The sequence below is a fragment of the Bradyrhizobium sp. Leo78 genome, from assembly GCF_059512425.1.
Map to the genome: position 1 here is coordinate 1 of NZ_JCAMOT010000058.1, position 18,662 is coordinate 18,662.

Genomic DNA, 18,662 nt, shown 5'->3' on the forward strand with positions numbered 1-18,662 from the left:
CCTCGTCGATCATGGGGATGCTCCTGCCTTGAGTGAGGTTGTCGAAACCCCTCAATCTCAAGGCAGGACGCCCTGTTCCGCTATCGTCTGGACACCGCTGCCAGCCGGTTCCCTACCGCGCGAGCGGTTTAGTCCTATGGCCCTTCAGCGAAGCGGCGGCACCTGTAATTGAGGTCCGCTTTGCGGGGCAATAGCGGACCAGATTTGCGCGTGCTGAGTTCTTCTCGTTTTGATCCACTCCGGACAATTGTCCATGCCGGGCTTACGATCGGGGTATCCAGCGCCCGTTGGTCCAGTAGAGCGAATGTTTCGTCGGGCGCCGACCGAGACATCGAAAGCATGCCCTCCACGTCGACTTAGTGCGTATTGTCGCCGGGATCCCACTTCGAATTCTAGGAACGGTCCGCGCCGTAATTCGCGCTCAGGCCCGAGATCGATCTTTAGCAGGTGATAAGACCGAGTGAGCGGACCACCTCTCATGTCGAACCAATCCTCCCAGTAGCGCGTTGGAGGGCTACCGACTGCGGCGGGCGATTTGTTGGCAGCGATGGCGCGGGATTAAAGCAATTCCCGCGCCGCAAGCTGAGAAGAGCGGCGTTGCTCCAGTGGGGTGTGAATCTCACAACCATCTCGACGGTACACGATTTTTGTACGTTCTTGGTGCTTTCCCGAATCACAGCGAGGGCATTTATCCCCGGCAAGGGACGCAGCAAGGAGAAGCTGTCATGGAAATGCGATCTATCATCGACGCAGCAATCGCGTCTGTCGCCATCGCCGGTGCAATGCCTGCCGCTGCCCACGGCGGCGGCGGAACGCTAACGTCGCACTTCCAAAAGGCTATATCCAACACTTCCGGAAAATCGCCGGTCGCTGTGGTTGTTGACCATAAGCCGGGCGGAGCGTCCTCTTCCCATACACACGCTAGATCGGCACTGATATTCGCCTAGATCCTGTCGCGAGAAATCGAGTCCGAGCTGAATGGGGATCCAGGCGGATCTAGCGCGCCGGCGAGAGTTTCTGGGAAACGCCGGGCTCCCGCCATCCTACCGGCCGCAATGCAAGCAAGACCAAGTCTGCAAGGCTCGACTGCAATCAGATCACGCGTTTTCTGACTCGGAGACGGCCGATTGTGGATCGCAGGCTGTGCAGCTCGCCACGTTTCGCGAGCTGATGCGCCACTCGGGCACGGATTACCGGCCGGCGAAAAGCCGAGGCCAGGCTCGGCGCCCTTCCGCAATTCACGACGATGATTGATGGCCTGGACGGCTCGGTGTTCGAACTGCTTAAAACTGTCGGCCCGCTTAGGATCCGACGCGCCATGGCGGACTGGCGGAGGACGCAGTCCACGACGTCATGGCTTCGACTCCCGGCTCCGGCTTCTCCGGCAAGCCGAAGGGCACCGGTTCGGTCCCGATCGTATCAAGCGCGCGGGCGGAGCTGATGAACTGCACGCGTTACATTGTCCAACTCGGCGACTCCGGCGCACCCACTTTCCAGCGCGATGGCGCGTCAGGCCACCTGCAGGACGCTCCGCATCCACATCAACTTGTCGGCAACCGTTCCATCCGGTCTCGCCGCAGATATACCCACATGCTTGGCATCGTAACCAAAAATTTCCTCCAGGTGCCGGTGCTACTGAGCCCGGGGTACACCAGTCCTGAACCTCTCGCAGGCGAGTGTTTCGAACTGTCGAGATGTGCAGACCAATTCGCAGCATGGCCTATGGGGCGTCCGCATGCTGGCTATCATCAGGATGTCCTCGAATGACAATCTTTTCGCGCCTATGGACGCTTCTTACGGTCGCATTGTTGCCCGCGATCGCGATCCAGGCGTACAATGAAGTTGAGCTGCGCCGCGCGCGCCAGCTCGAAGTACAGAACCAGGCGCTCAACCTGGCTCGGCTCGCTGCCAAAGAGCAGCTGCAGATCGTTCAGGGCATTCGGCAAGTGCTAATTGCGCTGTCGGAACTTCCCGCGATCAAGGCGAAGGACAGCAAAGCATGCAATGCGGCGCTGGGAGGGATGAAATCGCGGTTTCCGGCGTTCCTCACTTTCCTGGTCACCGACCAGAATGGCCAACCGTTCTGCGATACAGACCGTGATCGCAAGCCGGTCAATGTCTCCGGGCGGTCCTACTTCGCGGACGCGTTGAAGACCGGTGCGTTTACTGTCGGAGAATTCTCGACCGGTCTTTCAATTCACCGGAAGCTCATTCATTTTGCGCTGCCCTTCTATGGAGATGACGGTCGAATAGGCGGCGTTGTTATCGCGCCGCTCGGCCTTGATTGGCTGGCAGACTACATTGCACAGATGGATGTTCCAGCGGGAGATGCGCTGGCCGTCACCGATCGCAACGGCACATACCTTGCCCGTTATCCCGATAACGGAAAGTTTGTTGGCAAGAAAGAACCGATGCTGGGCCACGGTCCCACCGCGGATTTGATTGACGTCGATGGCGTCGAGCGGATTGTTGGCTTGTCCGCTCTCGGGCCCGATTCCGAAGGACTGCGCGTCAGCTTTGGCCTCGACAAGATGAAGGCGTTTGCCGAGATCCAGCGTCGCACGCGACACGATATCCTGCTCATCACCTTAAGTGCGGTGATGGTGTTAGTTCTGACCCTGCTTGGGGCCCGGCAGTTCATTCATCGCCCGTTTGGATTATTGGTGGACGCCGCGAACCAATGGCGGCTCGGCGACTACGCCCGCCGCGTGAACATCCGCGACAAGTCCGAAATCGCGCGGGTCGCCAACGCTTTCAATACCATGGCCGACGCGCTGCAACGTCGTGAGCGGGAATTGTCAGACGCGAAGGAGAGAGCTGAGGACGCCGCGGCCCGGCTCACGACGGTCTTCGAAAGCACGAGTGACAGCGTCGTCATCATCGATCGCGACTGGCGCGTCAGCTTCTTCAACCAAAGAGCCTGGACGCAGATCGCCGAAGGGCGAGAACTCATTGGCATAAACTTACATGGGGTCCTTCTGGATGCCTCCAACACGGAAATCCTCAGCCAGTTTCGAGAAGCCATGTCGGGCCGCCATCCGGTTTCGTTCGAAGTACATTGCTCTCGGCGTGGCCTCTGGTATGCAATCAACGCGTTCCCTTCGGGCGAGGGTCTCGCGATCTTCTTCCGAGATATCACGGAGGAGAAGCATGCTGCGGAAGCGCGTCAGCTCATTGAGGAGCAACTTCATCAGAGTCAGAAGATGGAGTCTGTCGGACAACTCACGGGCGGCGTTGCTCATGACTTCAACAACCTGCTTGCCGTCGTTTCGGGAAGCCTCGAGCTCATCGAGGGCGCGGCGGATGACGGCAATATCCGTCGGTTCGCCGCAACCGCGCGGCGCGCCACTGATCGGGGAGCGAAGCTCACCGCACAGCTCCTCGCCTTCTCCCGCCGGCAAAAACTCAACCCCAAACTGGTCAACGCGAACGAGCTGATCTCCGAATTCCAGGGGCTCGTCCGTCAAGCGGTCGGAGGAGGATGCGAGGTCAGAATGCGGACTGATAAACAGTTATGGCTGTGCCAGGTCGATCCGTCCCTGCTGGAGACAGCCCTCCTCAATCTGGCGCTAAACAGTCGCGATGCGATGCCGGGTGGCGGCGTGCTCGAGATCGAGACGCGGAACGTTCTCCTCGATGAGGGAGCCGTAGCCGGGTGCCCACCCGGACCATATGTGAGGCTGGCGGTGGCCGACACTGGCCACGGGATGGCTCCCGAAATTCGGGACCGGATTTTTGAGCCTTTCTTTACGACCAAGGAAGTCGGCAAAGGCACCGGCCTCGGTCTTAGCATGGTCTATGGCTTTGTCCGGCAATCCAACGGGTATGTTACCGTCGAAAGCGCGCCCAATGTCGGCACCACGATCGCGCTGTACCTGCCGAAAGCCCCACAAGTGCATCATGCCGAGGTGGAAACCGATCAATCTCAACGCGTGCGCGGAGGCTCCGAGCGAATTCTCTTGGTCGACGACGATGACGATCTATTGGAGGTCACATCAGCAACGCTGACCACCTTCGGCTATCGGGTTCTCTGTGCCCGGAATAGCACCGAAGCCATACGGATTATCGAGAGTGGCCAGGAATTTGACCTACTCTTCAGCGATATCGTAATGCCGAACGGGCCGAATGGTGTTGAACTCGCCCGCGAAGCAAAGCGACGGAGCAGCGAGATCAAGGTACTGCTTACTTCGGGCTACGCGGAAGATGTGCTCGATCGTCACGCAGCGGTCGAAGAGTTTCCAATTATTCAAAAGCCGTTCAGCCGATCCGAGCTAGCTCAAAGTCTGCGTTCTGTGCTGCAGAAAGGCGATGATTAGGCAGGGACGAAAATATCGGCGCATTTCGCGCCGAGCAGCAATCCCTGTTGCCGGGGCGGCTGCATGTGCCATGGTGACAGGAGCACCGGCGCGGGACGCGAGATCCACGTCCGACGCAAAACGCGGGAAGCGAAACGGTCACTGCCACACCGCAGCGAGTTAGCTTAGCTTCGTTCAAAAAGAAGCGGCATCAAGCCGATATTAAACCGCATCTCGCTTATGGCTTGCTTGGACTACTGCCGAACGCAGTCGTCGCGCCAATCTATCCGAGGCGATGCTTTGATCCTGACAGACGAAGTGCGTGACGTTCGGATCCGCGCTCCTTGGGACGTGTATTCCCGACCTGCGTGGGGCCCCCCGGCGGCCTTCACGCCTGCTTGCCGGTCAAGCTCATGTTAAGCCAAATTCAAGCGGACGCGGGGACGTCGCCTGCCGCTTCTACGTTGAGGATGATCTTCCCTTTTGGCGGCCGTAACTGACCTTCCAACATCATGTGAGCGTCTCGCGCACCGGCAAAAGGAAGAACCATACCGACATGGGTTTTCAGTTCACCGCGATCGATAAGGTCGGCAATGCCGCGCAACCGCTCGGTGGTCACCTCTACGAGAAAAAACGCTGCGGTGACAGCGTGGTGTTTTGCGCGGGCTTGGTCAGGCTGGGACACCGCAGAAATCAGCTTGCCGCCCCGGCGAAGGACCTGAAATGAACGTTCTTGCGTCTCGCCTCCAACCAGATCGAGTACCGCGTCGGCATCCTTCACCACATCTTCGAAACGTTGGGCATGATAGTCCAATACCTTGTCCGCACCGAGAGACCGTACATACTCGATGTCTTTGGTCCCCGCCGTCGCGATGGAGCGCAGCCGAGCGTGACGAGCGAGCTGAACCGCGTAGGCGCCGACGTTTCCCCCAGCTCCGTGAATGACGACCGTCTGACCCGCTTGGAGGCGCGCATGATCGAATAGAGCCTGCCACGCCGTGACTGCGACAACGGGAACTGAAGCCGCTTCCGCGTAGGTCAGCGAGCTTGGCTTCTTCGCGAGCATCCCAGCAGAGGCCACCGCGTACTCTGCGTAGGCGCCAACGAATTGGCTATTGGTCACACCGAAAACCTGCTCTCCAAGAGCGATATCGGAAACACCCGAGCCCAGAGCCGCGACTGTTCCGGACAGATCAGAGCCCAGCGTAAGCGGAAGAGGCTGCGGCAACGCACTTTTGCCGGCCCTGATCCAGCCGTCCCAGGGACCAACTCCCGCAGCGTGAACTTCGATCAGGACTTCACCCGGGCCAGGAACCGGCCTGGGCACCTTCTCCAGAATCATCGCTTCCGGCGGTCCGAATTCGTGTACTCGCCACGCCAACATGGTGGGGGGAGCTAGGCCTTGGGTCGAATTGCCGACAGGAGTATTTGCCATGCTGGGCTCCTTGCTAGGACATGAGTCAGTTTCTGGTCCTCGCCGAGATCAAACACTGCACCTGCGCTTGACCGTTTCCCGCAAGCCACGAACATCCTACGAGGATGATCGGCTTCGCAGGCTTTGTCGCGACTCTGAACTCTAGTCCGGTATCGTCAATGGCTCGTCCGCGGCATCGACGATGAACACGGCCAAAAGGGTGGCAGGTTCGGTCGCGCTGGCATTCTCGCTGACCCTATGATGCGCTCCGGGTTCCTCGTGGAAGCTCTCGCCCGCCTGGTAGACCTTGGCGGGCTCGTTCCCCACCACGCTTCGAATGGCGCCGGTGAGCACATAAGCGTAGATGAAGGCCGACTTCGCGTGGCGATGCGGCACGGATTTTCCGCCCGGTGGGTAGCTCACGACAACGGCGACCAAATTCTTGCCGGGGATATTTGGAATCGCATGCTGAAAGACCGGCTTTACGGTTTCGTCCTCCTGTGCACCTGCAGCCGACACTTCGACCGCTGCTAACACAAGTGCTGCACCGAATAGTGCCAATGCCGAGAAAGTTCGCATCACGTCCTCCCTAACAGGTTCGACTTTCCTTAGCCGTCCAGGTAGCGGGTTGGGCAGTCGAAAGCGGAACGATTGCGCAGAAGAGACATTGTCCGGATCGATGGTGGCGGTGGATCCGCGTCAAGATTGGCAACTCTCAATGTACCGTCAAGAGAGTTGGCATCGATGTTCAGTTGCAGTGCTATCGCGCCAACTCCAATAGCCGGCGACAGTCCGCGGGCAGCCGCCGTTCATTGAGATTGGTCACGCCGAGCAATAATCCCTTCTGTCGGGAAGGCTGCATGTACCACGGGGACAGCGGTGCGGGCGCCAAGCCGAACTGTAGGGCGCGCGAAGCGATGTCCACGTCTGACGCAAGATCGGGAAGTGACAGAATCACTGCCAGACCGGCGGTTGCTTGCACCTCTACCGGGTCAGACGCCATCTCTCCCAGGCAACGAAGCAGGGTCTCCCGTCGGGCGGCGTAAAGCCGCTTCGTGCGGCGCAGATGGCGAAGATAACACCCTTCCCGCAGGAATTCCGCCACCGCGCGCTGCACGGCCGCAGCCGGCGCGGGCGCCAAGCAAGCGGCGAGCTCACCGAATGGACCACTCAGTTCCTGCGGCACGACCATGAAACCAAGGCGCAGCGCCGGACTGATCGTCTTGCTGAAACTGCCGATGTGCAGCACCCGTCCCCCATGATCGAGGGATGCAAGAGCCGGAGCGGCCCGTCCTTTCAGTTGCAGTTCGCTCAGGTAATCGTCCTCGATGATCCAGGCATCGCTCCGCCGAGCCCACGCGATCAGCGCGAGCCGTCGCTGCAGCGACATCGTCATTCCGAGCGGCGCCTGCTGGCCCGGTGTCACGACTGCCAGTGTCGCGCCCGGTGCAGTCTGAACACCAGCGGCAACATCCAGTCCTTCCGCATCGACCGGGACAGCTGCCACAGACATGCCAGCCAGGACCAGCGCAGTGCGAGTGAGCGGAAAGCCGGGATCCTCGATCCAAGCTCCCGTCCTTCCAAGCTGAAGCCCTTGGATCGCCAGGCCGAGCGCGCCGGAGAATCCGCCCGTTATGAGCACCTGGGAGGCACTGCACCGAATGCCGCGGGCCAGCCCCAAGTAAGCCGCGACCTGCTTGCGCAGCTCCGGATCGCCACGCGGATCCGGATACGTCACCGGCGCTGCCGCAACCAGTCGGGTCTGACGAGTCAGGATGCGCGACCACAGCTTGAACGGGAAGGCGTCCTGAGAGGGGACGCCCATCTGAAATGCCCGCGGTGCGCTTCCAAACTCGTAGAACAGGTCCGGTAGAAGCGGGGCCTCCTGCGACCCGTCGGGCATTGAGGATCGGGACGGGCGCTCGGCCACACGAGTGCCTGCCGGCCCGAGACCGATCGCGAATTGCTCCGTGATGAGACGTTCGTAGGCCACACGCACGGTGCCGCGGGAGACGCCGAGCTGAGCGGCCAGATCGCGCCAGGAGGGCAAGCGCGCGCCGGAGGCGAGCCGCCCGTTCTCGATGCCGTCTCGGATCGCGCAATAGATCTGGGCAGCCAGCGGGGTCCGTCTGTCACGATCAAGTTGGATGGGGAGGGCAGCCATGGCGCGATGGTACCGTTAAAATTGGCAATCTTGGTACTGTTTTATGATCAGGGCAAACCGATCTAGTCGCTATGACCAACGGCCTGAGCGGCTTCGATGCAACTCAATCTTTTGTGGCAGAGTTGTCCAAGGCAGAAGGCCTTCTCAGCCGAGGCTTGGTGCCTCACAAGGAGAACGCTAAGTGACTCAAGGTACGGATTGGCGCAACTTCGGGAATTCACTCAAAGCCGAGACGCGCTTTTTCAATCGGACGGCAGCAAATCATCTCGCATTAATCTTCGAGGGTATTGGCGAATTGCAAACGCGCGACGGCCGTCCACTCGTGGTGGATGCGGGTCCGGGAACGGATTTTCATACCCTCTATCGCGCTAGGGTCTTTCAATCAGACGAGAGACTCGAAGCTGCGCTCGGCAGGCCGGACGTCCACCTCAGCGCGCCGCCAGCACCTTTTGCGGCGGCCGGTCGCATGAACGCGCGTAATAGCTCGGTTTTCTACGGCGCAAGCAATCAGAAAGCGGCTATTGCCGAGGTGCGCCCACCTCTTGGTAGCCAAATCGCGGTGGCCCAATTCGAGATCATCAGAAAGCTGCGACTACTCGATTTGACCGCCCTCAGTGACGTTCGGGTCACCGAAAGCCTTGCTGATTTCGGGTTAGCTGGGAGGATGGAAGGCGCCGTGTTCCTGCGGTTGCTGAGTGGGCGTATCGTGCGGCCGGTAATGTCCGATGATGATCCGTTTGAATGCCTCGCAACGCAGGCTGTAGCCGATTTTCTAGCGACCGAAGCTTCGGTGCCGATTGACGGCATCATTTCTCCATCAGTGCAGCCCATCGGAAACGATCTTTACGTCACTCTTTTTCACAAGGCAGCCCGTGTCGAGGCCCTGAGTGTTCCGGAGGGAACAGAGATTAGCGCGAGCACGGGCTATTGGGCAGAGGATGGCTGGGTAGAAGATTACGAGGTGGTTGAGAAAATTTCACCGTTGCATAAGGAGGTTCAAAAGAGCAAACGAGAGCCGGAACGCCTGGACTTCACTGCAATTGCGGAAGCAATGCCTCTTGACCCGCGGGACGTCGATTGGCGCGAAGCTAGTCTTCGCATCGTGCCCGAAAGTATAGAGGTGCATCGCGTAAAGCGCGTGGAATTCGCGACCGAGGAATTCACTGTGAAACGGCAACGTCGCGAAAAACGCGACAGCATCAATCTTTAGGCAAGTCCGCGCGAGCGCACCAAGTGCACGGGAAAAGCAACCATCCCAGGATGGTACAGTCCGAATCGGCAAACTTGGTACTGTTCAGTAAACAAGCGCAACGCATCTATTCGCCAGTAGCAGCGATGGCCGATGAATCAGCGTCGTGGGAGCCCAGTCAACCCAGACAGCGCAGATCGCAGCAACGAAGATAGGAGTTCGATAATGGCTGATTTTGCTTTTGACGTTAAGATCCCCGATAGCAAGATCGCGCGCGAAGCCGCCGAACTCGTACGGCAACATGAAACCGAGATGCTGTTCAACCACTCGGTTCGCGTGTTTGTGTTCGGTGCGATGAAGGGAATCCGCCAGAACCTAAAGTTCGACTCTGAACTGCTGTACATCGCCGCGCTGTTTCATGACTTGGGTCTTGCCGATGCTTACCAAACCCAGGATAAGCGCTTTGAAGTCGACGGCGCCGATGCGGCGCGCGAATTTCTCCGGAGCCATGGCATCCCAAAACCGAAGGCGGATCTGGTGTGGGAGGCGATCGCCCTGCATACGACACCCGGCATCCCCGAGTACATGCGACCAGAAATCGCTCTTACCAACGCGGGCGTCCTCAACGGCAGAGGATATGACGAGTACACGCCAGAGCAACGGGACCAGGTGATCGCCGCCTTTCCTCGCGGCGATTTCAAGAGAGAGTTTATTGAAGTTCAGACTTGCTCGGCCTTAAGGAAGCCTAGAACGACGTTCGGTACCGTCAATTTCGAATTTATCGAACATCGTGATCCTACATTCCGTAAGCCAAGCGTATGCGCTCGCATCCATGATGCTCCGTGGAGCAGTTGAGTCATTTGACGATTTGATCCGGTGAATGACGCCCGTACAGCATCCATTCTCTCGCTGCATATCGAGAATGAAAGGGCTGCCGGTTCGGTTGGTCATCTATCTCGGCAGCGCCCCGGGCGCGCCAGTCGGCGCACCGAGAGCGGAAGGTGTGGTGATCGGACGATGCATGGCTTCCCATGGCGCGCCAACTCTCGTGTTCCGGTCGAATTAAAGGCTTGAAAATTTTCGCCCCGATGGCCAAGCAGTCCGGTCAGGAAACCCCCATCACGGAATATCTCGTCTATCGGCTCGCGCAAGCCAATCGGGCAATCAACCGGCAGCTTAAATCACGCCTTGCCAACGAAGGTATGCTTGTTGAGCAATGGTGCATTCTGAAGGTGCTTTCGGACGGAAACGGACGCTCTATGAGCGACCTTGCCGAAGTTGTGCTGCTCAATCATCCAACGCTGACGAAAATCATCGACCGCATGGTATCGGATACTCTGGTGTGTCGGGCCTCGGATCCCAATGATCGTCGAAAAGTGCTGATGTTCTGCTCCGACCGCGGCAGGATCCTATGTCACCAACTCGATTTGCTGGCGATGAGTCAGGAAGCGCAGATCGTGCAGAGATGCGGCACTAGTTCAGTCAGCGAGCTTAAGCGGCTGCTGAAGAAGCTGATCGACTGCGCAATCTGAGCGGCTCAAACAATCGACCTTGGGCCGGGCCGCTTCTGCTCAGCCGCAGTCGGCTCGCGCGCTGGCAGGATTTCATCAGACTCATCGCGCTCCGCACCATCATTGGCCTGCGAAAACAGGTAGACGTACGCGGTTAAAACCCCTTCTTCGGAGTGCTGGTTCAATCCCGGCCAGATGAACGTTCGCGGTCGATCGCTTATTGATTTGCTGGGCCCCTCTAGGGGCTACGGGACGAACGTGTTGACCTGCTTCTTCATCAACAGGTCTTCAGAAGGTCCTCGTAGCGCGAGCAACAACATCTGGCCATTTCATGAGGGCGCTCCATTTGGATCATGCGGCACAGCTTCCATGTCAACAGTCCATTTGCCCGAAACTTCCGCGCCCGCTTGGGTGCGCTTCCTGCGGCTGGATCTCGTCCGAGCGAAAGTAAGCTGATACTTAGGGTACCGAACGGAAGTAAGGCGACGAAAAACACCACGTTTCACTTTGGCGCACGGACGACGTCCGCCGGTTGGCTTGCTTTTCGACCAGACCCGCGAACCACGGTGTAGAATACCGGCGTAAAGAGAAGACCGAACCCCGTTACGCCCAGCATGCCCGAGAAAACGGCGGTCCCTAACGACTGCCGCATCTCTGCGCCTGCGCCGGTCGCAACAACGAGCGGAGCGACGCCGAGAATAAATGCGAGCGATGTCATAAGAATAGGCCGGAGCCTGGTCCGCGCGGCGCCGACCGCCGCGTCACCTGGGGTGGCACCGTGCTCTTCGGCCTGTCGTGCAAATTCTACGATCAGAATCGCGTTCTTGGCCGCGAGGCCCACCAAAACAACGAAACCGATCTGCGCCAGGATGTCGATGGGCAAGCCACGTGCTGCCAAGCCTGTAACTGATGCGAGCAGGCACATTGGCACGATCATGACCACTGCGAGTGGCAATTTCCAGTTCTCATATTGAGCCGCCAGCACCAGAAAGACAAACAGGGCTGCCGCACCGAAAATGAGCAGAGATGACGTTCCAGGTTGCTGTTGCTGGAAGGCCAGTTCGGTCCACTCGAACCCGACGCCGGGCGGCAGAACCTGCCGCGCAAGCTCTTCCATCCTTTGCAGCGCCGTGCCTGTCGCCACGCCCGGCCCGGCTACTCCCATGATTTCGGCCGCGGGAAAAAGATTGTACCGCGGCACTCGGTACGGAACGTTCTCGTATTTGAATCTAGCCACCGTCCCAATGGGTACCATTTCGCCCGACGTGTTCCGCGCTTTGAGCCGTGCGATATCCTGCGGATCTCGTCTGAAGCTTCCGTCGGCCTGCGCAATCACCTCATATGTTCTGCCAAGATAATTGAAGTCGTTGACGTACTGAGAACCGAGATAAACTTGCAGCGTCGAAAACACGTCCGTCGGGGTCAGGCCGACTTTCTCGGCTCTCTCGCGATCGATATCCGCGTAAATCGACGGGGCGCCGGTGCCGAACAAGGTAAAGACCCCTGCGAAGCAGGGATCCTTGTTGGCCGCCCCGACGAGCGCCTGCGCCGCGCGGGCGAGCGCGTCAGAACCGAGTCCCGCGCGATCCTGAAGCATCATCTTGAAACCGCCGGCGGTGCCGAGGCCCTGTACCGGAGGCGGCGGGATGGTCAGTACATAGGCGTCCTGTATCGCAGAAAGGCGTTTGCGCAGGTCGTCCAGAACGGTCCTCGCAGTGACGCCATCGACATGATGGCTATATAGGGACGGCAACCCCGAAAAAATCGTCCCGGCATTTGAGGCAACGGTGAAGGTCGTCGCGTCCAGCCCGGCAAAAGGCGCGACATGTTCGATGCCTGGCGTTGTCAAGATGATGTCGATCGCCTTCTTAAGGACAGCTTCGGTGCGATCCAGCGTCGCACCCGGCGGTAGTTGCACGACGGAAATGAGATAGCCTTGATCTTGCTCCGGAATGAACCCCGTCGGCGCACGGGCAAACTGGACGCCGGCGATACCGATCAGCGCAGCATAAGCCAACAATACTACGCTGGTCACTTGGACGAGGCGACCCGTCACGCGCCCATACCTCGTCGATAGCCACTCGAATCCAAAATTGAACATGTCAAATCCTGCCCGCACCAAGCGGCGAATGCCGGACGGACGAATCTTTTGGCCCGGCTCGTGCGCCTTAAACAGAACCGCGCAGAGCGCTGGGCTCAAGGTCAGTGAGACGAAGCAGGAGATCAACGTCGACGCGGCGATCGTCACCGCAAACTGGCGGAAGAACAGGCCGGAAATGCCCGACAGGAATGCTGACGGCACGAACACGGCGCAAAGTGTCAGTGCAATTGAAATCAACGCGCCGCCCACCTCGTCCATCGTGACATAGGCTGCCTTTGCAGGCGTCATCCCGCGTTCCAGATTCCTTTCAACGTTTTCGACCACAACAATGGCGTCGTCGACGACGATGCCAACCGCAAGCACCAGCCCGAACAGCGAAAGATTGTTGAGGGAGATCCCAACCGCGTAGAGAACCGTGAAGGTGCCGACGAGAGACACCGGGATCGCAATCACCGGAATAATCGCGGCTCGCCAGCTCTGGAGAAAGAGGAAGACCACGCCTACAACCAAGAGGATCGCAACGAAGATGGTGGTGATGACTTCGTCGACGGATTTGCCGACAAATATGGTCGGATCGTAGATAACTTTATAGGCGACGCCGGGCGGAAACTCCTTCGAAAGCGTCTCCATGCTCGATAGGACCTCGTGCTCCACCGTCAGAGAATTGGCGCCAGGCTGGGCGAAAATGAGCAGCGGCAGGCCCGGTCCGCGGTCCAAGAAGGCCGTAGAGCCATAGTCCGCCGCACCGACTTCAACACGGCCTACGTCGCGGATGCGGGTAACGCGCCCCTCATGATCAGCTTTGAGCACAATGGCGCCGAATTGCTCCGGCGTAGCGAGCCGCCCTAGCGTCTGCACGTTGAGCTGATACGCCTGGTCTGAGGCGACCGGCGGCTGGTTGAGGATGCCGGCCGAGACCTGAATGTTCTGCGCTCGCAGAGCCGCAAGGACTTCGCCCGCGCTCAAATTGTGAACCGCGACCTTGTCCGGATCGAGCCAAATGCGCATCGCGTATTCGCGCGCGCCGTGGAATTGCACGTCGCCCACGCCGGGTAGCCGCGCCAGCACGTCCTTTACGTGCAGCGTCGCATAGTTCGACAAATACAGGGTGTCACGCGAACTGTCCGGCGAATAGAGGTGAACTGCCAAAAGAATGTTGGGCGTCGCCTTTCTCACCTGCACCCCAAGTCGTTGGACGTCTTCCGGCAACCGAGGGAGGGTGTCCTGAACGCGATTTTGCGTCAGCATCTGCGCGACGTTGAGGTCGGTCCCAATCCGGAACGTCACGGTTACGGTGAGTTTGCCGTCACCGGTCGATTGGCTAGTCAAGTAGAGCATGTTCTCGACGCCGTTGATTTGTTGCTCAAGCGGCGTCGCAACGGTCCGCGAGACCGTCTCCGCGGAAGCGCCCGGATAGGTGGTCGTTACCTGAACCGTGGGAGGCACGATCTCCGGATATTGAGCGACAGGCAAAATGGCGAGCGCGCCAAGCCCGATCAAACTGACGAAGACGCTCAGTACGGTCGCGAATATGGGCCTATCGATGAAAATGTGTGCGAGGCGCATGGGATCGTTCCAGTCGCAGCTTTTGCTCAGTCTTGGCCATCGGCGGCTGGGTCGTAATGGATCGCACCATGCTGCGGCACGACTTTCGTGCCTGGCCTAGCCCGCACCAGTCCGTCGATGACGACCCGGTCGTTCGGTTCAAGGCCCGATCGGATCACCCGGAGGCCGCCTCTAAGATCTCCCGGTTGCACAATCTTCGGTACCACGGTCGCGTCCGGAGAAACCGTCATGGCCAGATGTTGCGACTGATCGAGCACCAGCGCCGAGTCGGGCAGCAGGAGAGCCGGCGTCGGCGCCGCAACAGCCACACGAAGCCGCGCGAATTGACCAGGCGCGAGAAACAGATCCGGATTTGGCACGGTAGCTCGGGCGTGGATCGTTCCGCTCGAGCGATCAAGAGCGTTGTCGACGAAATCGAGGGTGCCGTGCCTTTTTAAATTGGTCTCGTCGCTCAGGCCAAACGCGATCGTGTCGGCGAGTGGGCCGGCAATGTGCGCACGTTCGCGTGAAAACGCCAGGTAGTCGGATTCACTCATGTCAAAATCGAGATAGAGCGGATCGAGCGAAACCAGCGTTGCGAGCAATGTGGTCGGGCTGACGGCCGCTCGGCTGCCGGCGATCAGGTCGCCGATTGAGACCTGGCGGGCGCCGATTCGTCCGGTAAAAGGCGCCGCGACCCGGCAGTATTCGAGGTCGAGCTGAGCATCTCGGATGCGGGCTCTGGCGTCGTCCACCGCTGCCTCGGAGGCATGCTGCTCATTGGTGCGTTGGTCGACCGTTTCTTGGGTCGCAAAGTCATCGCGCCGGAGCGATTGTGAGCGTGAGAGCTGATTGTTCGCCAGTGCGAGGCGCGCCACTGCGGCGTGGAGCTGCGCATTCGCCTGCGCAAGTCTGATTTCGTATGGACGCGGGTCGATCACGAAAAGCAGGTCGCCCTTGTGTACGATTTGCCCATCTTTGAAATGAATTTCGGTGAGGACACCTCCAACCTGAGCGCGCAACTCCACGCGGTCGATGGCCGAGAACTGTCCAAGAAATCCGAGCCGGGACTCTACGTCTCGCCGCAAGGGTTCGCTTACTGTTACCGGAAGTGCTCCCGCTTGCCGCGGCGCCGCTTGATCATCTTTGTAGCGAGAAGATGCGAAGTATCCGAGCGATAGGGCTACAAGAGCCGCGCCTGTGCTCAAGACCTTCCACCATCGTTGCGTGGTCGAGGAGCCGAGTGACCTTCCAATCTCCGAGCGGTTGCTGATTTGATCCATTGACCGTCCATATCTCTCTGCATGGCGTTTCTCGTTTGGATAACTCTAACAGTAAGAGCCGATCTGGTTCTCGGCAGGAGCGGGAGCCGGAAACATCTCAACGCCGCGCCGCGATGCAGAAGCGCCATCAAGGAGAGAGATGTGGCCCGTCAGATCGTTTGACAGTACCAAGATTGCCAATTCTGATTGCACCGTGCTGTGCTGCTGCGGCGGCGCCGATCGGGTATCTGGGTCCGTGCGCCGAATTGTCTCTCTACTGAATAGAAAGTCCAACGTCTGGTCTTCGCAGGACCAAAGACAAGGCCGACGTGAACGCGCGTTTGGTATGGTCGCGGGTCGGGATCAATGTGAGACGAGCGCGCGAACGATGCAGGCGCCGCGCAATGCGGTTAGGCGCGTCCTCGATCTACAGAGCTATCATGCGGGTGCATCGCTCATTGACCCCAGTCGTTCGCGCGGATCGACACGCGCACGGAGAGTCTCAGGATCCTGGGGCAGTGATCGCATAATGCAGTTGATGGTTCCTGCGGCGGCGTGAGGCAGCCCGCGTAGGTCTGTTCAACCATTCCCGGCGCTGAGCCGCGGCGGCCGCGCCATAAAACGCGGTCGATGGGGAGCGCGGCGATCGCGCGATGGTACACTCAGAATTGCAAATCATGGTGCTGCTTTATGGCTCGGACCGTGCGCATCTGCTCGCCATGACCTCCGGCCTGAGCGGCTCCGATGCAGCTTCAATCTCTCGTGGCATCATTGTCCAAAGCGGAAGGCGCCGCTCGGCCGAGCCTCGATGCTTCCTGAGGAGAACGCAGATGACTAAAAAGATTTTCGGCGTAAAGATTCCCGACAGCAAAATGGCGCGCGAAGTAACGCAGCTCATTCGCAACGCAGAGGGCGACCTTCTGTTTTACCATTCCACTCGGGTTTATTTTTGGGGCGCACTGATTGGGAGGCGGAAGCGCCTAACGTTTGATCCGGAACTTCTCTACACAGCAGCTATGTTCCACGACATCGGTCTTACCGAGAGTTATCGGGAGAGCCAGCTTCCCTTTGAAGTGGACGGCGCGAATGCCGCGCGCGAATTTCTTCAGAACTATAGTATCTCCAAAAGAGATATCCAGAAAGTTTGGACCGCTGTGGCCCTTCACACGACTTTGGACATCCCGGAATACATGCATCCTGAGATCGCCCTGCTTCAGCAAGGAGATGAAATGGATGTTGTGGGCCGGGGCTCCGACCATTTCCCGAGGGAGCAACGCGAGGCAGTGACCGCCGCCTATCCAAGTAGCAAAGACTTCAAGCGCGAGATCATCGAGGAATTCCATCGGGGCGTGAAGCATAGACCCGACAGCACGTTTGGCACCTTCTACGATGATATTGTTGCTTTGGATGAACCGAACTTTCGGCGCGCAAGCCTGTGCCACAGTTTTATGGGCTCCCACTGGAAACACTGAGTATCCGTCCAAACCTCTGAACTGCCTCACGAGCATAACCGTTTGCCACGTGTGCAGCGCGTCCAGAAGCATCGGCGCTGCGCCGGGATGTCAAGGCGCTAACAAACTAAGAAGGCCAACCATGGATCGTCGACTACTTGTTCTCGCCGTTGGAATGTTCGCTGTAGGAACGGACAATTTTGTTGTCGCTGGTATATTACCAAGCATTTCGACCTCACTGAACACTTCCGCCAGTGCTGCGGGACAAATGGTGTCGATTTACGCGTTGTCATTCGCAGTTCTGGCCCCAGTCGTCGCCGCTGTCGCGGGCGGATGGTCACGCAAATTCTTGCTACTGTCAGCGCTCGGAATCTTTGTTGTCGGCAACGCGCTTAGCGCGGTTGCGACCGACCTCAATACCGTCCTTATCAGCCGCGCGCTGGCCGGACTCGGCGCAGCGATGTTTGCCCCCACAGCGCTCGGCGCAGCGGCCTCGCTTGTTGCGCATGAAAAAAGGGGCCGCGCCCTTGCAATCGTCACAGCGGGACTTGCCGGTGCAACCGCACTGGGAGCGCCGATCGGCACGTTTATTGGAGGCCTGGGCGGGTGGCGTGGCACACTCTGGTCCGTCGCTGGGCTTGGCCTGATAGCGATGATCGGCGTCTCACTAATGCTTCGGGCCATCCCGACGCCTCCGCCTATCACCCTGCGTGAAAGGCTCCGTCCGCTCCATGATAGTCGCATTGCTCTGACATTGCTGACCACTCTGTTTGCTTATGGCGGATTGTTGATGGTCTACACCTATATTGGGCTAACGCTCGATCACGTCACCAAGGGCGACATCCGTGTTCTGGCCGGAATGCTGTTTCTTTGGGGCGTTGCGGCAACCGCGGGCAATCTTCTGTCAGGCAGGCTTGTCGACCGTTTTGGTAGTCGTGAGATCATCAACGGCGCGCTTATCGTCGCTGCGATCAACTTCGCGGCTCTGCCGTGGACCTCCGCGCATATGGGGACGGCACTAGTCAGCGTCGCGATCTGGGGCATCTCCGGCTGGGGGCTGAACGTTCCGCAGCAACACCGGCTGGTGACGCTTGCGCCGCACGTCGCGCCCCTGTTGCTGGCCCTCAACAACACCGCACTATATGCAGGGCTTGCCTGCTCAGGCTTGCTGGGCGGCATCGCCATTCTCGTTATCGACGTGCACTATCTAAGTCTGGTCGGTTCGGCGTCAATAGTCGTTGCGCTTGTTATGGCTGAGTTGGCTCATCTCCGGATCATCCACCGAGCGTCGGCCCAACCGCGCGAAACAGCGGATGTGTAGCCCGGCCGCATCACACTGATAGAAATAAGACCAAAAACTGAAGCCGCGAGCCGACAAGCCGCGAGGCTTGCATGTCCACTGACCACGTCGCCATTGGGGTAGAGATCACGATGAATGCTGCACACCGTGCCTTTTCTCGTTCACGGCGCCTGGCATGGCGCGTTCGTTTGGCAGACTTCTGGTTCGGTTGGGCGCGCTCGGCCACACCGCCACGGTACCGACCTGACCGGCCTTGGCGAGCGTCGCCAGCCTGGGGGCGTCGTCACATTTGCCACGGCAGCACCGATTTGGGGCGGCACATCGGCGATCTGGTCTCCGATATCCAAATGAAGGATTTGAAGAGATGTCAGACCTTTTGGTCCGGCAAAGCCGATCGGACTCGGGCGCATCGATTCCTCATAGCGTATGC

Annotated in this window: 11 protein-coding genes; 6 read left to right on the plus strand and 5 right to left on the minus strand. The window is 59.1% G+C overall.

Annotated features, from left to right (window positions below; translation table 11 throughout):
- The first annotated feature begins 1,763 nt into the window (after nt 1-1,763).
- Nucleotides 1,764-4,316 carry an ATP-binding protein gene (locus tag AC5ZG1_RS39185; protein ID WP_496136109.1) on the plus strand — a complete coding sequence of 851 codons (2,553 nt, stop codon included), beginning with the start codon at nt 1,764-1,766 and terminating at the stop codon, nt 4,314-4,316.
- A 406-nt stretch (nt 4,317-4,722) separates the two neighbouring features.
- Here AC5ZG1_RS39185 and AC5ZG1_RS39190 read toward each other — a convergent pair whose 3' ends face one another.
- From AC5ZG1_RS39190 to pdxR, 3 genes are all read right to left on the minus strand, one after another.
- Entirely contained in the window at nt 4,723-5,679 is a 957-nt protein-coding gene (locus tag AC5ZG1_RS39190) for an NADP-dependent oxidoreductase (RefSeq protein ID WP_496136127.1), read from the minus strand.
- A 192-nt stretch (nt 5,680-5,871) separates the two neighbouring features.
- Nucleotides 5,872-6,288, minus strand: coding sequence for a cupin domain-containing protein (locus AC5ZG1_RS39195; protein ID WP_028165758.1), 417 nt, complete (start codon nt 6,286-6,288; stop codon nt 5,872-5,874).
- A gap of 181 nt (nt 6,289-6,469) precedes the next feature.
- Nucleotides 6,470-7,873 carry a MocR-like pyridoxine biosynthesis transcription factor PdxR gene (gene pdxR, locus AC5ZG1_RS39200; RefSeq protein WP_496136110.1) on the minus strand — a complete coding sequence of 468 codons (1,404 nt, stop codon included), beginning with the start codon at nt 7,871-7,873 and terminating at the stop codon, nt 6,470-6,472.
- A gap of 181 nt (nt 7,874-8,054) precedes the next feature.
- Between pdxR and AC5ZG1_RS39205 the strand changes: the two genes are divergently transcribed.
- The 3 genes from AC5ZG1_RS39205 (at nt 8,055) to AC5ZG1_RS39215 (ending at nt 10,594) form a co-directional block, all read left to right on the plus strand.
- Nucleotides 8,055-9,083: an RES family NAD+ phosphorylase gene (locus AC5ZG1_RS39205; RefSeq protein WP_496136111.1), complete on the plus strand. Its 1,029-nt coding sequence runs from the start codon at nt 8,055-8,057 to the stop codon at nt 9,081-9,083.
- Nucleotides 9,084-9,287: 204 nt separating this feature from the next.
- Nucleotides 9,288-9,917, plus strand: coding sequence for an HD domain-containing protein (locus tag AC5ZG1_RS39210; protein WP_496136112.1), 630 nt, complete (start codon nt 9,288-9,290; stop codon nt 9,915-9,917).
- Between the two features lie 233 nt (nt 9,918-10,150).
- Nucleotides 10,151-10,594, plus strand: coding sequence for a MarR family winged helix-turn-helix transcriptional regulator (locus tag AC5ZG1_RS39215; protein WP_028165761.1), 444 nt, complete (start codon nt 10,151-10,153; stop codon nt 10,592-10,594).
- Between the two features lie 481 nt (nt 10,595-11,075).
- On the opposite strand, the gene AC5ZG1_RS39220 is transcribed toward AC5ZG1_RS39215, so the two are convergent.
- Nucleotides 11,076-14,240, minus strand: a complete 3,165-nt coding sequence (locus AC5ZG1_RS39220; RefSeq protein WP_496136113.1) for an efflux RND transporter permease subunit — start codon at nt 14,238-14,240, stop codon at nt 11,076-11,078.
- Between the two features lie 26 nt (nt 14,241-14,266).
- On the minus strand, nt 14,267-15,502 hold the full coding sequence (locus AC5ZG1_RS39225) for an efflux RND transporter periplasmic adaptor subunit (RefSeq protein WP_496136114.1): 1,236 nt from the start codon (nt 15,500-15,502) through the stop codon (nt 14,267-14,269).
- A gap of 656 nt (nt 15,503-16,158) precedes the next feature.
- On the opposite strand from AC5ZG1_RS39225, the gene AC5ZG1_RS39230 reads away from it, so the two are divergent.
- Both AC5ZG1_RS39230 and AC5ZG1_RS39235 read left to right on the plus strand, forming a co-directional pair.
- Nucleotides 16,159-16,953 (plus strand): HD domain-containing protein, encoded by a 795-nt coding sequence (locus AC5ZG1_RS39230; RefSeq protein ID WP_496136115.1) that lies wholly within the window; start codon nt 16,159-16,161, stop codon nt 16,951-16,953.
- A gap of 121 nt (nt 16,954-17,074) precedes the next feature.
- Nucleotides 17,075-18,253 carry an MFS transporter gene (locus AC5ZG1_RS39235; protein ID WP_496136116.1) on the plus strand — a complete coding sequence of 393 codons (1,179 nt, stop codon included), beginning with the start codon at nt 17,075-17,077 and terminating at the stop codon, nt 18,251-18,253.
- The last annotated feature ends 409 nt before the right edge of the window (nt 18,254-18,662 follow it).